This window comes from Synechococcus sp. PCC 6312 (assembly GCF_000316685.1).
GTDB lineage: Bacteria > Cyanobacteriota > Cyanobacteriia > Thermosynechococcales > Thermosynechococcaceae > Pseudocalidococcus.
Genome location: NC_019680.1, coordinates 2,890,599 through 2,906,013, shown reverse-complemented (window position 1 = coordinate 2,906,013; position 15,415 = coordinate 2,890,599). Strand labels below are relative to the sequence as shown.

The 15,415-nt window shown below is 47.9% G+C and carries 12 protein-coding genes; 5 read left to right on the top strand and 7 right to left on the bottom strand.

Annotation, left to right across the window (positions count from 1 at the left end):
• Positions 1-5 precede the first annotated feature (5 nt).
• From SYN6312_RS14100 to SYN6312_RS14085, 4 genes are all read right to left on the bottom strand, one after another.
• Entirely contained in the window at positions 6-2,414 is a 2,409-nt protein-coding gene (locus tag SYN6312_RS14100; RefSeq protein WP_253276365.1) for a S8 family peptidase, read from the bottom strand.
• 223 nt (positions 2,415-2,637) lie between these two features.
• Positions 2,638-3,684 carry a 26S protease regulatory subunit gene (locus tag SYN6312_RS14095; RefSeq protein WP_015125562.1) on the bottom strand — a complete coding sequence of 349 codons (1,047 nt, stop codon included), beginning with the start codon at positions 3,682-3,684 and terminating at the stop codon, positions 2,638-2,640.
• A gap of 236 nt (positions 3,685-3,920) precedes the next feature.
• Positions 3,921-7,904, bottom strand: a complete 3,984-nt coding sequence (locus SYN6312_RS14090; protein ID WP_015125561.1) for a magnesium chelatase subunit H — start codon at positions 7,902-7,904, stop codon at positions 3,921-3,923.
• A gap of 584 nt (positions 7,905-8,488) precedes the next feature.
• Positions 8,489-8,761, bottom strand: coding sequence for a YkvA family protein (locus SYN6312_RS14085; protein WP_015125560.1), 273 nt, complete (start codon positions 8,759-8,761; stop codon positions 8,489-8,491).
• Between the two features lie 128 nt (positions 8,762-8,889).
• Here SYN6312_RS14085 and SYN6312_RS14080 point away from each other — a divergent pair, with 128 nt between their 5' ends.
• A complete protein-coding gene (locus tag SYN6312_RS14080) occupies positions 8,890-9,552 on the top strand; it encodes a MotA/TolQ/ExbB proton channel family protein (RefSeq protein ID WP_083853528.1) in 663 nt (220 codons plus the stop codon).
• A gap of 12 nt (positions 9,553-9,564) precedes the next feature.
• Positions 9,565-10,107, top strand: coding sequence for a biopolymer transporter ExbD (locus SYN6312_RS14075; protein ID WP_015125558.1), 543 nt, complete (start codon positions 9,565-9,567; stop codon positions 10,105-10,107).
• Between the two features lie 29 nt (positions 10,108-10,136).
• Here SYN6312_RS14075 and SYN6312_RS14070 read toward each other — a convergent pair whose 3' ends face one another.
• From SYN6312_RS14070 to SYN6312_RS14060, 3 genes are all read right to left on the bottom strand, one after another.
• A complete protein-coding gene (locus tag SYN6312_RS14070; RefSeq protein ID WP_015125557.1) occupies positions 10,137-10,805 on the bottom strand; it encodes a class I SAM-dependent methyltransferase in 669 nt (222 codons plus the stop codon).
• Positions 10,806-10,874: 69 nt separating this feature from the next.
• Positions 10,875-11,648 carry a hypothetical protein gene (locus SYN6312_RS14065; protein WP_015125556.1) on the bottom strand — a complete coding sequence of 258 codons (774 nt, stop codon included), beginning with the start codon at positions 11,646-11,648 and terminating at the stop codon, positions 10,875-10,877.
• A 130-nt stretch (positions 11,649-11,778) separates the two neighbouring features.
• Positions 11,779-12,552 (bottom strand): energy-coupling factor ABC transporter ATP-binding protein, encoded by a 774-nt coding sequence (locus SYN6312_RS14060; protein WP_015125555.1) that lies wholly within the window; start codon positions 12,550-12,552, stop codon positions 11,779-11,781.
• A 98-nt stretch (positions 12,553-12,650) separates the two neighbouring features.
• Here SYN6312_RS14060 and SYN6312_RS14055 point away from each other — a divergent pair, with 98 nt between their 5' ends.
• The 3 genes from SYN6312_RS14055 to SYN6312_RS18435 all read left to right on the top strand — a co-directional run bounded on the left by SYN6312_RS14055 (position 12,651) and on the right by SYN6312_RS18435 (position 15,410).
• Positions 12,651-13,487 carry a DUF1350 family protein gene (locus tag SYN6312_RS14055; protein ID WP_371257363.1) on the top strand — a complete coding sequence of 279 codons (837 nt, stop codon included), beginning with the start codon at positions 12,651-12,653 and terminating at the stop codon, positions 13,485-13,487.
• A gap of 112 nt (positions 13,488-13,599) precedes the next feature.
• Positions 13,600-14,835 carry a 4-hydroxy-3-methylbut-2-enyl diphosphate reductase gene (locus SYN6312_RS14050; protein WP_015125553.1) on the top strand — a complete coding sequence of 412 codons (1,236 nt, stop codon included), beginning with the start codon at positions 13,600-13,602 and terminating at the stop codon, positions 14,833-14,835.
• 110 nt (positions 14,836-14,945) lie between these two features.
• A complete protein-coding gene (locus SYN6312_RS18435) occupies positions 14,946-15,410 on the top strand; it encodes a hypothetical protein (protein ID WP_015125552.1) in 465 nt (154 codons plus the stop codon).
• The last annotated feature ends 5 nt before the right edge of the window (positions 15,411-15,415 follow it).

Genomic DNA, 15,415 nt, shown 5'->3' with positions numbered 1-15,415 from the left:
TACTTTTAAGAAACACTCAAACGCACTTCCTGTTGTACTTGTAGAGGCTGCTGAACTTGCACAAACGCGTCGTAAATAGTAATTTCAGAATTAATAATTTCAAAACTAACAGCTAGAGCATAAGGTATCTGAGCCGTTAAATCATTATTCCAGCCTTTATGGGCTACAACTGCTATACAGAAGGTGTCGCGCAAGTCGAAAGATTTCACTATTGCCCAGTCTTTTTGAATTGTTCCAACTCCTCTAGATGTATCTTTGACACGCTTACTATGATTTTTTTGTTGTCCAATAGTCCATGAAAAAATACCCTCTCCGTCGCTATCTATTTCCTGACGGGATTCCTCAATATTTTCATCAGATACTTCAGATTTTTTCAAAACTCTAGCTAAAAAAGAGTCTGGCGATTCGCCTTTTTCGCTACATTCCCAATGTAGCCAGGTAGATAAGTACTTGCGTTTATCGCGTCGTGTTCGACGTGGTTCTGCTTTGTAGGAAAGAGTAATCTCAACCAAAATGTCAAATGACTCTGCTGGAGATTGTAACTCTTCAGGAATTACTACCTGATAGATATGTGCCTGCTGTGCCTGAATAAAAGTGTCCCCTCTAGTAATTAGAGTCACGCGATGAGGCGCATTTCCGAGAGCACGTTCAAGATTAGGCAAACCATAGCCCATCATACGAATAGCTGGAGAAAGATCAAGTTCATCCTTTGTCCATTCAGGTAGTCTTGCTGATTGCACAATCAACGCTTTATAAAGCAAACAGCTCTCTTCAGGAAAATTAGCTGCTAAAGCTGCCGCAATATGAGTGACTTTAGGTGTTGCAAAGGAGGTACCAATACTATCTGCAGCGATCGCAGGCGCTCCTCCCATTGTTGTCTGTATCAACTCAGGACAAACATCTTTGGGGGTAGAAAAGCTAGGTGGGTTTCCTTGATCCTGAACCCAATCACCACCATACTCAACAACCTCAGGCTTAATTGAATCCCAAATGCCGTAGCCTGCGCAGGAAAAAGCTGAAGGATAATCTTGGGATGCAACAGAAGTGAGAGGTGGCTTGTTGTATGTGCAATGAGCAATGGATCCCACTGTCAGAGCTTGAAAGCTTTGAGCAGGATTAGCAATACGAGATGAATCCTTCAAAAGGAAGTCTGGATATACACAGCCTTCTAGAAAGTGCTCTGTAAGTGTCTTTCGAGTGATGCTAAGTCCTCGAAGTCGAACAGTAGGCAGATTCCCTGCTGAAACAATAAAAAGGATATCATTTTGCCAAGAAAGATAGTCTATCTCAGCCGCCCACGCACTCATGTAAAGTGTTCGACAAGGAGCCGAACTGTTAATTGAGTGATTAAAGATGCGAGTACGTACCTGTCGATCCTGTCGATGATAAAAATCCACAATATCTTGTAAGACTTCTGGCATGTATACCTTGCCCGAGAGAAGGCAATTCTGCCCTAAAACCCTAGCGTTCTGAAGCCAGCAAATTGCTGCTTGCCGACCAGTACGTGGAACCCCTTGAGGATATAAAATTGCTCCAGCGACGCGTGTACCATGCCCCCCAGGTAATACGCGGTCTACTGTATCAGTGTCATGAGGAACCCAAGATCGGGAGTTCGTACTGTCTATAGCAACATGCAGTAAACGATGACTTTCTTGAATGCCACTATCAATAACGCACACTTTCGGAGCCAATGGCGATGGTGGTTCAAGCGTAAAAGAAGGTTGGTCAGTTGTTTCTAGATTACGTTCAGTCAATGGTTCAGCAATTTGTTCTAGCTCATTGACCTCAAAAATATAAGGATAGTTAGCAACTAAATCTTTCAAGCCTCTGCCTGAAATTTCAATTCGACTAGAAAAACTATCGGGCAGAAGTGCAAGATGTGAACGGTCATCGTGGTCGCCAAGTAAAAGAAATGTACCACCTAGGTCTCTCACAAAATTCTCAAAATCACACTCTCGTTCATATTGGAGTTGATCCCACTCCTGTATAGTTTGATCGCGCTTCTCAGTCCACCGAGCGATCTTACGAGCGTATTTTTCAGGGTTTTCTTCTTCCTTTTGAAGTGGATAATTAGAAAATTTGGGATTTAGACCAACACAAGCAATACTGACATCAACTGTATAAGTTTGACCATCTAGAATCTGATCCCACTTTGCAAGTAGATCTGGCGAGAGTATATATTTTAAACGTTTAAATTTACCTTCCAGAATTTCCCAAATCTCAGCAACCTTACCGCCACCGTGCTCCTCAGCAATAAACTTCTCGATTTTTTCTTGAAGTTTGGTTAATTCAGCATCAGCCGAAGCCCCTAAAATATAACCATCTTCAAGTTCAAGAATGACTTCAATATCAAAGCTTTTGAGTGAGTCTGCATCGAATGATTTTGGATCAACCTTGAGTAAAAAAGATGGCAACGTAGGTATGTCTGGCAATCCTTCTTGGCGACGCTTCTCAAGAGTGGTTTGCCAATCAGAAGTGATTGAGGATACAGAGGATTTGAGCCGCCGACCGTGCCCATCACGATTTCCTTTATTAGCAAAGGATTGTGCAGAAGGTCTCGGTCGCTTTCGAGGATATGAAAACGCGGTTCCTGTTCTTGTTAACCTTAATGGAATATGTTTGAACTGTTCCGATCTCTCAGACATGAGAAGCTAAAACGTCTTGAATTGATTCTTCTAGATGCTCTTGAATGACTAGTTCTTCTCGATCCAGAATGGCTCGTTTTGCAGCATCTTGAGCAGCTCTGACAACTTGAGCAGCCGAGAAATTAATCATCTTCTGGACAATCAAGTTCCAATCGATTGAACCAACCTCGACTGAAGAGAGAGTTTGTTTAAGAATAGCCTTAATTTCTGGTTCTGTTGGCTTCGGTACTTCAATAACATCGTCAAATCTTCGCCATACAGCTTCATCGAGAAATTTAGTTAAGTTGGTTGCAGCAACAAGCAAGCCATTGGAGACTTCATACTCGTCAAGTAGCTGAAGGAATGTATTAACTACACGTTTGATTTCACCAACTTCTTGACTATCTTCACGGGACTTTGCTATCGCATCACATTCATCAATAAAAAGCAAACAAGGCGATGCAGCAGCAGTTTCAAATACTTCACGTAGGTTGGTAGCAGTTTCTCCTAAGTAAGAAGATACCATTGCATCAAAGCGAACCTTGACCAAAGTTAAACCTGTATTCCAAGCGATCCGTTCGGCTCCCATCGTTTTGCCGCATCCTGGAGAACCATACAGTAGAATCTTTTGACGATACCGTAGACCATGATGAGCAAGTCGATCACGAGCGGCATATTCCCGTTCAATACGGCGGAACCGTACCTCTACAGCATCAGAAAGGATCATATGATGCCGCAAATTATCACGAGGAATCGTAACAATAAACGGATGATTAAACCTATGCTTACTCGATAAGAGTGTAAGCGATTTTGCATCAGGTACTTTTGATGCAGTGTCTTCTAAGGTCTTTACAGAACTACTTCTATGAGGAGCTATTGATGAGTTTTCATAGGTAGCATGATGGCTGCTTTTTCGGAGAATGCTTTCTAATTGATCCGCAAGATTAATGTGGCCCAACTTGCGCTCTTCTTCTACAACAACGGACAGCATACTCTGTATTGCCTGTGAATCATCACTGGCAACAGCCCGAAATAAACGCTTTAGCACCTCTCCCTTCATGTCTTGCCCCGTTACTTCTCTCGTAATACATAGATCCCAAAAAAATTATGAAAAATTTATAAAACTAAAATATGCTTTGTGGGGATTATGGATAGAAATGATATCTAACATAATTCTCTCTTGTTAGATGTCATATAGAACACCGCCACCCTTTTTATTAAGCTCTATTACCTTACAGAGCTAGATTCTTTAAAGGCGCTTAAGGGGCCAAATGCCCCCCAAACAACATAAATTTATTATTCTACCCCTTCAATTTTATCCTCCACCTCTTGATACAACTGTCGTAACAAGTCTAGGTTTTCCTCGCTGGTTTCCCAATAACCCCGGCCATTGACTTCCAACAACGTGCTGACAATTTTGCGGAACGAATGAGGATTCAGATTCAGCATCCGTTGCCGCATTTCCTCATCGTGAATAAAGGTCGTGTTGACATCTTCATAGACCCAGTTATCCACCGCGCCCGCCGTGGCCGACCAGCCCATCGTATTCACCAAGCGTTTCGAGATTTCCCGCACCCCTTCATAACCGTGGGAGAGCATTCCTTCATACCACTTGGGATTGAGGAGTTTCGTCCGGCTATCTAAACGCACCGTTTCCGAAAGTGACCGAACCTGAGCATTGGCCGTGGTCGTATCAGCAATATAAGAAAGGGGTTGCTTGCCATCCTTACGGAGACTGCTCACAACTTTCGTCGGATCCGAATCAAAATAGTGGCTCACATCCGTCAAGCTAATTTCCGCTGAATCCAGGTTTTGGAACGTGGCATCTACGGTTTTTAGCGCCGACTCAAAAATTTGCCGAGATTGCTCCATCGTGCCAGGGGAATCTGCCGAGAACGCAAAGGACTTCCGGGATAAATACATATCCTGCAATTCCGACTCTTGCTCCCAACTGCTGTTTTCCACGGCCAAGTTAACGTTAGCGGCATAGGAACCGGAAGCATTAGTAAACACCCGTGTCGCGGCCTGGCGAATATTCACCCCCAATTCCTCGGCCTGTTTCAGGGCGTGTTTACGGATAAAGTTCATCTCAGCCGGTTCATCGGCTTCAGCGGCCATTTTTACCGCCCGGTCGATCAAGTCCATCTGATTGATAAACAAATCCCGGAAGACACCGGAACAGTTGACCACCACATCAATCCGGGGGCGGCCCAGTTCCTCGAGGGAGATCAACTCCAATTTATTCATCCGTCCCAAGGAATCCGGCAACGGCCGCACCCCCACCATCCAGAGGACTTGAGCCAAAGACTCCCCATAGGTTTTGATGTTGTCCGTTCCCCAGAGCACCAGGGCAATGGTTTCCGGCCATTGATTATTGTTTTCTGCTTTTTGCCGGGCCAGTAACCGATCCACGACAACTTTGGCTGATTGGACGGCGGCGGCTGTTGGGATGGATTGGGGATCCAAGGCATGGATATTTTTCCCCGTGGGCAAGACATCGGGATTGCGAATCGGATCGCCCCCAGGCCCCGGCAAGATATATTCCCCTTCCAAAGCTTGAAGCAAGGCCCCCAACTCGTTATCGGCAACCACCTGCTGCAAACAGAACTCGAGATATTCCATCAAGGGCTTGAGATCGGCCGCACTGACTTGGGTGTAACCCGCATTATGGAGGGCTTCAATCCAAGGTTCTTTCCGGCCCATATTAAAGAAATTGAGCTTAGACACCTTGGAAATCCGACCATCGGCATCGGCCTGGGCCTGGACGAGAGCATCAACAGCAGCACGGGTGGCCTGGGTAATCGCTTGCAAGAGCTCCACATCGGCCAAAACTCCGGCATCACTGTTTTTGTAAATTTCCTCCATGTCCCGGCCCAGACTTTGGGCAATAATCCGGGGCAAGCTGAGAATCTCATCTTCCGGGCGATCCAAGCTGGCAATATTCACCAAGGTGGCGGCGGCTTCTTCGGTGCTGGGGGGCTTACCAATCACATGCAGGCCACAGGGCAATAAGCGAGCCTCAATTTCCATCAATTTGATGTAGATTTTGCCGACAATCCCATCCCGGTCTTCCGCCGAGAGATCCGCCGCATCCTGATCCGGTAAGGCCACATCCTGATCCAAATTGACCAGGCGGCATTTGTCCATAATCGTGTTAACAATCTGGATGCCCCGCCCGCTTTCTTTTAGGGTTTGGTAGGAGGCAATCAACTCACTCAGTTCCCGCAGGCCCTTATAGAGTCCAGCATTTTCCGCCGGTGGGGTGAGGTAACTGATGGTGTTGGCGTAACTGCGGCGTTTGGCAATGGTCGCTTCCGAGGGGTTATTGGCGGCGTAGTAGTAAAGGTTGGGAATGTTGCCAATCAGGTTGTCGGGATAGCAATCGCCGGACATCCCCATTTGTTTACCGGGCATAAATTCCAAGGAGCCGTGGGTGCCAAAGTGTAAGACTGCATCGGCTTTCCAGATTTTATTCAGGTAAGTGTAATAGGCGGCAAACCCGTGGTGGGGACTGGCCGAGCGGGAAAAGAGCAACCGCATTGGATCGCCTTCATAGCCAAACGTGGGCTGCACCCCAATAAAGACGTTGCCGTATTCTTTACCAAAGACGAGGAGATTTTGCCCATCACTGTTAAGTTCTCCCGGTGCTTTACCCCAGTTTTCTTCCAGACGTTTGGCAAAGGGGGTGAGTTTTTCGTACTCGTTCACCGGCATCCGATAGGCGATGTTGAGTTCGGGGCTACTGTACCGGGCCTGGGCATCGTGGAGAATTTCCTGCATCAGGGTTTCGGCATTGGCCGGCATATTTTCGACATCGTAGCCGTTGTTTTTCAGACCCTCCATGACTTTATAGATGGAGCCAAAGACATCCAAATAGGCGGCGGTACCAATGTTGCCTTTATCCGGTGGGAAACTGAAAATCGTGATCGCAACTTTTTTATTAACTTTCGGTTTGCGGCGGAGGTTGGCCCAATTCATCGCTCGTTGGGCAATGGTTTCGACCCGATCTTGGAGAGCAATCGCTTTTCCGGTGGCTCCATCCCGCCCTGAGAGAATAATTGGTTCAATCGCTCCGTCTAACTCTGGCAAGGCAATCTGGAGCGCAACTTGGATCGGATGCAGGCCCAAATCACTGTCTTCCCATTCTTCGGTGGTTTGAAAGACGAGGGGCAAGGAAACCATATAGGGACGGTTGAGCTTTTTCAGCGCGGCAATGGCTTTGGGATGATCCTGTTTAGCCGGGCCACCGACTAGGGCAAATCCAGTTAGATTCACAACGCAATCCACAATCGCTTTTTCTGGCTGCAAGGGATCATAGAAAAACAGATCCATCGGTTTCGAGAAATCCAGACCCCCCGAAAACACTGGAATTACTCGTGCTCCAGAGGATTCTAATTCCTGGACAACCGCCACATAATGGGCATCATCCCCCGTGACCAAATGGGTACGCTGGAGAATCAAACCAACAGTCGGGACTAAGGGATCCTTGAGATCAGCAGAAATGTCGCGACGGCTGTTGAACCAGTTGCAATATTCTTTTAAGTCCCCGAACATTTGCGGGGCGAGAGGGTGCCAAATGCCCGTATCGGGATAGGTGACAGGATCCTGGTAGGTTTGCTCGGCAATGTTGAGTTCGCCTTTGAAGACATACCGATCCCCTAGCATTAACAAAAAGTTTTCCAGGTTTTCCGGGGAGCCACCCAGCCAATATTGGAAACTGAGCATAAAGTTGCGGGCATCTTGGGCTTTGTCAATGGGGAGATATTTGAGGACTTTCGGCAGGGTTTGCAGGAGCTTGAGCATCCCATCTTGGAAACTAGAGCCAGCCTTCTCTTTCCGTTTTTTCATGAATTGGCCAATCATGCTCTTGGACTGACCGAGTTGGGCCATGGAAAAACTGCCCATTTTATTGAGGCGCATCACCTGGGGCATGGAGGGAAAGACCACGGCCACATCTAACCGATCCCGATAGGGTTCCACCGCTGCGACAACTTTATCGGCCAGATCTTCAATAAAAATCAACGAGGCAATAAAAACATTGGCCCGGGCCACATCTTCACAAAAGGCAGCGTAGTTTTCTGGGTTGCGCAGTTCTTCCAGGAGATAACCACTGATTTCAATGGCCAGGCCGGGGTTTTTTGCATTAATCGTCTTTACCGCTCCAGACAAAGCACTTTGGTACTGGGCTTCTAACACCACATAGACCACTCGCATCAAAGACCGCCCGTTTAGTGCTTCTGGGGCCAAATGGCGAATTGTGGACTTGACGTGGGTGAACATGCGTTCTGACTCCTTGAGTAACTAAAAATTCACAAATGTGAAGAATCGTTAAGGCCCTGGGCAAGCAAGCCTTCTATCACCTTGTAGCAAAGAATTGCCGCAAAATCAGCGATAGAGCCGGATTCCGTCACAATTTGAAAAGAAGTAGTCAGATAATATTAATGAATATTTACTATTCTCTAGGCAAAACAGACAAAAGTCATGAAGTTTTATGAATCTTTATCTTGCCCTTGCTTTTATTGAGTATCCGCAGGTTGGCGCGACCCTATGGCGAGAGCGTTAATTCCGCTGTCTAATGTTGTCCAGGTTACATTCAAATAGCTGAAGGAAATTTTTAATGAGTTAAGCTTAGGTGCTAGTTGAAAGTCTCCTTCAGGGTGACAGGATGAAATTCAACAACCTTCTTCAGCCCTTTTCACTCAACAATAGATTACGTGAAGTGCCTATCTCGATGCAGGGGACTTTATTGAACCACTCATCTGTCTACTTGTCATCAAAATTATTGACCTAACCCTGGCCTGGGAGATGTACTTAAGATGTTGAATCTAGATCAAGCCATCATCCCAAGGGCAACCAGGAACCTCTTAGAAGGACTCAGCGGAAACATCCACGGTTTGCTCTGCGGCTGGGGTTGCGACCTGTTGCTTCCGCGAGCGAATTCGCTCCACCATCATTTGTGTCACTTCACTGGCCAAGAGCATGATTACTGCCACATCATCCACCTGCCCAATGATGGGGATTAAATCGGGGGAAATATCGAGGGGACTAAACAGGTACAGTAAACTAGCACCAATCACTAACCAGCGATACTTGGGATGGCGTAAGGTGTTGCGATACCAGTTGTAAAAGGCGGCCATGAATCAACCCTCATCATTACCTAAGATTGTGCCATGAAAAAATCTATGCTACAGGTGTGGAAATCCACCCGCGAGATTTTTGCTAATCTAACCTGGGAATGGGAACGTCTGCATTTAGGGAACAAACTGTGAATATTGCTGAGGCATTTAACCGCGGTGGCCTGGCCATGTGGCCCCTGTTAGTCCTATCGATTTTGGCCTTGGGAACAATTTTTGAACGCCTTTGGTTTTGGAGCCTTGTTTTTCGGGGGGAGCGTAAACTAGCGGAACAAATTCTGATCGCCGCCCAACAAAACTGGCAAGCGGCTCTAACTATTGCGATCCAGGCCAGTGAGCAACCCATGGGACGTTTTTTAGCGACACCGTTACAACTGGTCAATACGGAACCGGAAATTTTTCGTTTAGCCCTAGAGGCGGCGGCGGATGAAGAACTCTCGGCCATGCGGCGGGGAGAAAAAGTTTTAGAGGCCACAATTACGATGGCTCCCCTCCTGGGCTTGTTGGGGACAGTCTTGGGTTTAATTAATGCTCTGGGGCAAGTTCGTTTGGGGGATTTGGGTACACCGGCAACCACTGGGGTGAGCATTGGGATTAGTGAGGCGTTGATCAGTACGGCAACCGGCTTAGTGGTCGCAATTGTCACCTTGGCCTTTCAGCGATTTTTCCAGGCCCTGCTGTTTCAACAAGCCCAAATTTTTCGCCGCACGGGTAATGAGTTGGAACTGACCTACCGCCAGGCCTGGTTACAACAACAAGCTGGTATCAGCCCAGCCGAGTCCGCTTATCTTTAGGAAACTGCACCGATGAAAGTCCATTTGCCCAATGAAGGGGACAATGCTCGGATTGAAATGCTGCCCTTGATCGACGTGGTGTTTTGCATTTTGACCTTTTTTATCCTGGCCGCAGTCGCCCTCACCCGCCAACAGGCCATCAGCTTAGACCTCCCCAAAGCCAGTACCAGCCAGGCCCAATCCCAGAAATTACTCGTGGTCAGCATTGATCCAACTGGGCAAACCTATGTGGAGCAGGATCCGGTCAATCGGGATCAGTTATATGAGCGGTTGTTAACCTATTTGCGAACAAATCCCCAAGGCCTGGTTGTTTTACGGGCCTCCCAGTTGGTCAGCTATAACGAAGTCATTCAAGTCCTAGATTTGCTCAGATCTGTAGGGGGTAATCGGGTCGCCTTAGCCACTCAACCAGCCGAACAACCCACCCTCGGTAATTCTAGTTCTGAATTATTTAACATTCCTCCCTTGAATACGGCCCCAGCTAACCCGCTGCCCCCCAAGCCAATTCCGACCCCCCTACCTAGCCCAAACTTGCCCCTAGAACCCAATCAATAAAATGGGTCAGGCTAATCATGGCAGGGGAACTAGGGAAGAGTTACTCCTCCTGAATCAAGGCGTTGGCTGATCACGGCATAAAAGGGATCTCCCAAAGAAAACCAAGGCAAAAATTTCTCCAACAGGCCCCCATTGGCGATGACCTCTGGTGACGTGAACCCCGGTACAGATTGAATGTAGGATTTGACTAACTCTAGATGAGCTTGGTCATCCCCATCCCGCCAGGCCTGGATTGCTTTTTGGTAAAACATTCGGTTGGAAAAGCTGACAATAAGGATCCCACCTGGCCGCAAAACTCGATAAATTTCTGCAAAAATGGCTTCCGGGTATTGGAGATATTGAACGGAAACCGTATTCAACACCGCATCAAAGCTGGCATCGGGAAACGGTAACGCTAATTCTTGATTGAGATTCTGGACGAAATACTGATCCAAGCGGGGATTTTTAGCCAGTTCCTCTGCATTCAACCCATGGCCGACCACTTCCGTAAAGCGCATTTCTGGCGGTAAATGGGAGACCCAACTGCTCATTAAATCCAAAATCCGCAGATCTGGGCGGAGTCGTTGCCGATAGAGGTTAGTCAGTTGGGCAATAAATCCAGCATCCACATGGGTGACAAAGCGGGGGACATCATAAAACTGACTGTCATCACTGGGATCGAGTTTTTGCCGTTGAAGGGCCTGGAGCACAGAAGCCATTGGAAATCTGCAAAAAAGATTAACTTCACCCTTCACCGTAACGCAATTAGCTCGACAAGCTGAACGCTCTCAGGCCTGGGCTGGTACACCTAAGGGGAACCGTTGGGGCTTACGAAATTCCCAGGGGATAAACATCTCACCGTCTAGCTGGGGCCTGGGCAGCGGCTCTTTTAATGGCAATAGCTGGACGACAAAATCAATAAACCCCGGACTCTTTTCACCGGCCTGGTGATGCTGCTCTCGTTCTGCTTCTGTGGCCCCATACTCTGACCCTAACCAATCTGGCATAGCTTCACCGGGGCGCGTGCGTAAAAAATAGTCAAGGGGGTTTTCTGGCTCAATACCTACAGTGGGTTCAAATAGGTCTGGATCAACAATCTGCCCCCAACCTGTGGATAGGTCTCCGGGGGGATAGGCATAGACTGTTACAGCATATTCTCCGGGCGGTACATCCACATACAACTGCAGCATATCCTCAGGGGCAACCTCGCTAAAAGCCGGAACCTCTTGATTGCAATCTACAATTCCCGACATCACCATCTGCCCCGTGGGTAAATTGAGTTGCCAAGCCGCCCGCGCCGTCCAATCTGCCTGTTCCCGCTCATCTAGTTCCCGGAGAATCACCCGAGTCCGAAAGCCATCATCTTGGTATAACTCCATGGGCATAATCGCGCGTTGATTCAGAATCAGGTCTTGAATCGCCACCCCATCCGTTTTGATCACATTATCTTCGAGGCTAAACCAGGCCTGGCAAAAAGACTCATAAATATCTAAGGAGCCAAGCCAAATCATGCAGCCCGCTTCCCAGAAACTAAATTCAACGCTATCCCCAGGTTGCAACATCTATGCCTCCACTTCATTCAGAATCAGCCAAAACAAAGGCCCTCAAAATTCCACTCAACCCAATCAGAATATCTTTCATGGTTGCTAGGCTCGCCTGGATGCTTAAGATTGTATCTGTGTCAATTACCTCTCATAACAGGGCTGGGGCATCGCGGAGATTACAGTAGGGACGGGCATAACTCAGAGGCGATTCGAGGGCATGGGCTTGGAGAAAATGAACATCACTCAGGGCCTGGGCCGTGCCGCCATCAAAGACAATTTTTCCCTGGCTTAAAACAATCGTGCGGGGACAAAGTTCTAGGGCTAAATCTAAATCATGGGTAACAATCACTTGGGTCAAGGGCAGGCCATGTAAGAGTTCAATCAGTTGGCGGCGGGAGCGGGGATCCAGTTGGGCAGTGGGTTCATCCAGGCCAAGGACTTGAGGCTGCATGGCTAACACTCCGGCAATGGCAATTCGTTTTTTCTCACCACCCGATAAGTTTTGCGGATTCCGTTGCCCGTAGGTGTCTGGATCAATACCCACTGCGTACAAAGACTGATGCACCCGTTGCCCTAAGGCTGCTCCTGTTAAGCCCAGATTTTTCGGGCCAAAGGCGACATCATCCCCCACCGTGGGCATAAATAGCTGATCATCGGGATTTTGAAACACCAGGCCAACAAAGTTGCGAATGGCCCGTAAGTTTTGGTTAGTGACTAGCATCTCGCCCACCCGAACTTCACCGGCCTGGGGCAAAAGAATCCCATTCAGATGCAGCAGGAGGGTGGATTTTCCCGAACCATTGGCCCCGACAATCGCCACCCGTTCTGTTGCGGCAATAGAGATCGAAACATGGTGCAGGGCCTGGGTGCCATCGGGATAGATGTAGCTGAGATTTTTTATCCAGATGGGGTTATGGTGCATGGTCAGTCAGCCAAATATTTCCGTGTAGAATACAGCTTCTATTCTGGAACAAGCTAAGGAAAAATACTAACCCGCAACCTTGATTAGACTAAGCATGGATGCAGCAACTCACCAACATTAAGGAAAACAAAACGCGGATGGAGTGGCAAGAACATAAAGGGGCCTGGATTTTAATTCCCAGTCGGGCCTTAGGGGTGATTCACTTTGTCGGTGGGGCTTTTGTGGCGGCGGCTCCCCAGGTGACCTATCGGCGATTATTGGAATTTTTAGCCAAACATAACTATGTTGTCATTGCCACCCCGTTTCTGAATACCCTCGATCACACCACGTTGGCCGCCCAGGCCCTGCGACAATTTAATACAGGCCTGGAGTATATCGAGCAACGCAACCGTCTGAAGCGATTTTTGCCCGTCTATGGCCTGGGTCACAGTATGGGCTGTAAACTCCATCTGCTCATGACCAGTCTCTATGGTGCCGAGCGGGCCGGAAATATCTTTTTGGCGTTTAATAACTACAGTGCCAGTCAGTCCATCCCGTTTATGGAGTCAGTCTTGAAATCAGAGAATCTGCGGGGGTTGCGGGAGAGCCTTAGCACCACAGAATTTAGCCCCAGTCCGCGGGAAACCGAACGGATGATCCATGAAGGCTATCGCGTCCGCCGCAACCTGTTAATTCGCTTCCAAAACGATGACATTGACCAAACCCCCCGTCTAATTCGCATCTTGGAGCAACGGCCTGAGTTTCTGATCACCTCCAAACGATTAGCTGGAAATCATCTTACCCCCCTCGGTCAAGATTGGAGTTGGCAACCCGGCCAGGACTTTTCTCCTCTCGATGCAGTTGGGCAATGGTTACGGCAAACCCTCTTTACGGAATTACAACAGCTAGAACAGGAAATTCTCCACTGGCTAGAACCCGTCCAACAGTATCGTTAAAGATCATTAAAGCGAACTCCATCCGGTAGAGTAGAAATCAATTACCTCAACCACTCCCGCCCGTCCCGAAGCTAAATCCCATCTCAGTTATAGACTTTGCTCTAGGTCAACTATGGATACCAAAGCCTTTAAGCGTTCACTGCATCAATCTACTCAATATCATCGCAAAGGGTTTGGCCATGAAGCCGATGTTAACGAGCGTCTCCAGGGAGAATATCAAAGCAATCTGATTCAAAGCATTCGCAATAATGGCTATGTCTGGCAAGAAGGGGAGGTGACGATTCGATTAGCGGAGGCCTTTGGCTTCTGTTGGGGCGTAGAGCGGGCGGTGGCCTTGGCCTATGAAACCCGTCAGCATTTTCCGACTCAGCGGATTTGGATTACCAATGAGATTATCCATAACCCTTCTGTCAATCAACGATTGCGAGATATGGCCGTGGAGTTTATCCCCGTTGTCCCAGATGGGAAAGATTTTTCCGAGGTCGGGCCTGGGGATGTGGTGATTTTGCCCGCCTTTGGGGCCAGTGTCCAAGAAATGCAACTCTTGAATGAACGGGGCTGCACGATTGTGGATACCACTTGTCCTTGGGTCTCTAAGGTCTGGAACAGTGTCGAAAAACATAAAAAAGGCAGCTATACCTCGATCATTCATGGCAAATATAATCATGAAGAAACCGTTGCCACCAGTTCTTTTGCCGGAACTTATCTGATTTTGCTGAATATGGACGAGGCAGAATATGTCTGTGATTACATCCTCAATGGCGGAGATCGGGTTGAGTTTTTAGCCAAATTCCAAAATGCTTATTCCCTGGGCTTTGATCCGGATCGGGATTTAGTCCGGCTGGGCATTGCTAACCAAACCACGATGCTCAAGGGGGAAACGGAACAAATGGGGAAATTATTTGAGCATACCCTGATCCGCAAATATGGCCCTGACCAAATCAATCATCATTTCCTCAGTTTTAATACCATCTGTGATGCCACCCAAGAACGCCAAGATGCCATGTTTAAGCTGGTGGAGGAGCCTTTAGATTTAATTGTTGTCATTGGTGGCTATAACTCGTCTAATACAACCCACCTCCAAGAAATTGCCGTGGAATGGAATATTCCCTCTTATCACATTGATGCGGCTGAACGGATCGGGCCGGGTAATCGGGTTGAGCATAAGCCCCTGAAACAGGATTTAGAAGTGACCGAAAACTGGCTTCCCCCAGGCCCCTTAACGATTGGGATCACTTCTGGGGCTTCTACTCCTGATAAAGTTGTCGCTGATGTCCTAGAGCGTATTTTTTCCTTCAAAGCGAACTCTCTAAGCTCGGCTGCCCCATTGCGGGATACTGTGAACTGAGATTGATCCCCGTATCAGAGTTAACCAACTACACCCCCAGGCCAGTGCTACCCTAAACCCAGTCCCAGGAAAAATCCGGGAATATTGCGAGTTGCGAGTCGGGAACGATCATGGGTTGGGGAATTAAGCCGTTAGTGGCTGTGGGGCTGTTTGGGTTGGGCCTGGGCTTAAACTTAAATCCCGTCAATGGCTTAGGGATCATGACCCAACTTTTGGCGAAAACCCGTGGCGCGGCAACCGGAGAATTTGGCCAACCGTTGCAGATCAAACAAGGTGAAACCATCAGCCTCAACTCTGGACAGTTAAAGATTACGTTCGTGGGCGTGGTTCAGGATAGTCGCTGTCCAAGGGGGGCGCAATGTGTTTGGGCCGGGCAAGCCGTGATCAATCTCAAGCTCCAAGACGCAACCCAGCCGATGACTCCCGTAAACCTGACCCTAGATAACGAGCCGCAAGCCATGCCTGAATTTCCAGGATACAAGATTAATTTCAGTAACTTAACTCCCTATCCGACTCATCCGCCTATCACCCAGCCTAAAATCCCAGAGGTAACTTTGTCCGTATTTCCTAACTGACTTGG